At 66.8% G+C, this 2,181-nt stretch carries 1 protein-coding gene; it reads left to right on the top strand.

Annotated elements, in window-relative coordinates; all coding sequences use genetic code 11:
- The first annotated feature begins 611 nt into the window (after positions 1 to 611).
- Positions 612 to 2,042: a group II intron reverse transcriptase/maturase gene (gene ltrA / locus MXD60_RS26135; RefSeq protein WP_248822358.1), complete on the top strand. Its 1,431-nt coding sequence runs from the start codon at positions 612 to 614 to the stop codon at positions 2,040 to 2,042.
- The last annotated feature ends 139 nt before the right edge of the window (positions 2,043 to 2,181 follow it).

The following is a 2,181-nucleotide window of genomic DNA, read 5'->3' as shown; positions in this document are numbered from 1 at the left end:
TGGTTCGTCGACGAGGTGCGCCACGAGGCGCTGTGGATTCCTGTGGAGGTGAGAGACCTTCACCGCTGGCCTGTCGCAGCAGGCCGGTTGGAGCTGAGGGCAGCCTGAGCCGGGAGACGCCGGGGAGGGCGGGAAGCAGCCCTGACAACGACGGGACAGGTCGGCACTGCCAGACGGCCTGGGCCTGGCAAGCGAGGCGGAAAGGTGTACGTGAGGAACCAGCGTCGTAAAGCCCCTCAAGCGAAACACCAGCTCGAACCTGGCGGATGTGGGCTGGGCTGCGGTGAACCTGACGTGGATCTCGTCCTGCGTCGGGGCGCCCGGCGGGAACGAATGTCTGTCCGGCTGGGTGGCCACGGGGAAAGCCTGCGGCGTACTCGTGGATGGCCGCTGGGGCATAGCTGGACACCGACCCTGCCGAGGGAATCTGTGGCGAACGTGGGAACCGCGCTGGTGCTCCCCTCCGACCGGGGCGGGAAGGCTCGTCGTCAGCCGATGGCATCAGAGCGGGGCGGAGCCGTCGTAGTAGTCCGAGGTCGGGAAAGCCGGCCACATGGCGAAGGGCGGCAGCAAGCTCGCAGTGAGTGGACTGGAAGGCCAGGAGGACGCGGGTGAATACCGGCGCGCCGGCCCTGAGTCTCACCGAGGCGCAGGGGCGGGTACTGGGGATCCAGACAAAGCTGCACCGTTGGGCGAAGGAGGGCGTGAGTCGCCGGTTTGATGATCTGTTCAATCTCGTCACCGATCCCGCGTTTCTGATGGTCGCGTGGGAACGGGTGCGGACCAACCGTGGTGCTCGCACCGCGGGGGTCGACGGGGCGACGGCCTACTACATCAGGGCGGTCCGCGGCGAGGACGAGTTCCTTACGCAGCTACGGGCCGATCTGAGGGCCGGCGAGTTCGTCGCGTTGCCCGTGCGGGAACGGATGATCCCGAAGTCGGGCGGTAGGATGCGCCGGCTGGGTATCCCGACTGTGCGGGACAGGGTCGTGCAGGCGGCCCTGAAGCTGGTACTCGAACCGATCTTCGAGGCGGATTTCCAGCCGTGTTCCTATGGCTTCCGCCCGAGACGCCGGGCGCAGGACGCTATCGCCGAGATACACCAGTTCCACACCCATGGTTACCGGTGGGTGCTGGACGCGGACATCGAGGCGTGTTTCGACTCGATCGACCACACAGCCCTGATGGGCCGGGTGCGTCGCCGGGTCGGCGACAAACGCGTCCTGGCTCTGGTGAAGGCGTTCCTGAAAGCGGGGATCCTCACCGCCGACGGAACCGAACTCGGATCACTCACCGGCACGCCGCAAGGTGGAATACTGTCCCCGCTGCTCGCGAACCTCGCACTATCCACCCTCGACGATCATTTCGCCGAGGTGTGGCGGTCGACCGGAACGCCTCAGCGGCGCCAAGGCATCCGTAAACGTGGTGGCGCGACCTATCGGCTGATCCGCTATGCGGACGATTTCGTCGTGATGGTCTATGGCACCCGTGAGCACGCCGAGGTGCTACGGGGACAGGTCACGCGGCTTCTCGCACCGTTGGGCCTACGGCTCTCGGACGCGAAGACCCGCGTGGTCCACCTCGATGAGGGCTTCGACTTTCTCGGCTGGCGCATCCAACGCCGCCGCAAGCGAGGCACGGCTCAGCGCCATCTCTACACCTACCCTTCGAAGAAGGCCCTGCTTTCGGTGATGGCACGGGTGCGGGCGCTGACCCGCAGAGCAGCGAACCGGAGACTGTTCGACCTGCTGCACCGGCTTAACCCGGTGCTGCGGGGATGGGCGGCCTACTTCCAGCACGGCGTGTCCAAGCGGACCTTCGCCTACCTCGGCCAGTTCGCCTGGCAACGGGTAGTCGGCTGGCTGCGCAAACGACACCCGGGCATCTCGTGGGCGCGCCTGCGTCGGCACTTCCTCCCGGGATGGCGACCGACGCAGAACGGGGTCAGTCTGTTCAACCCCGCCAGCGTGACGGTGACCCGTTACCGCTACCGGGGTTCGAAGATCCCGCTCCCGTGGACAGCGACAACCGTCCCAGCCTGACCCCACGGCACGAGCTTGTGGAGAGCCGGATGCTCGGGAACGGGCACGTCCGGTTCGGCGAGCGGTCTGGAGAAACGGACTGGCGGCAACGTCAGCACCGCGCTCCAGGCCGACTCAACACGTACGTCAAGGTCGCCGG

This window comes from Frankia sp. AgB32 (assembly GCF_023243045.1).
Taxonomy (GTDB): domain Bacteria; phylum Actinomycetota; class Actinomycetes; order Frankiales; family Frankiaceae; genus Frankia.
The sequence above is the reverse complement of the archived record's forward strand: the minus strand, read 5'-3'. Positions and strand labels throughout refer to the sequence as shown.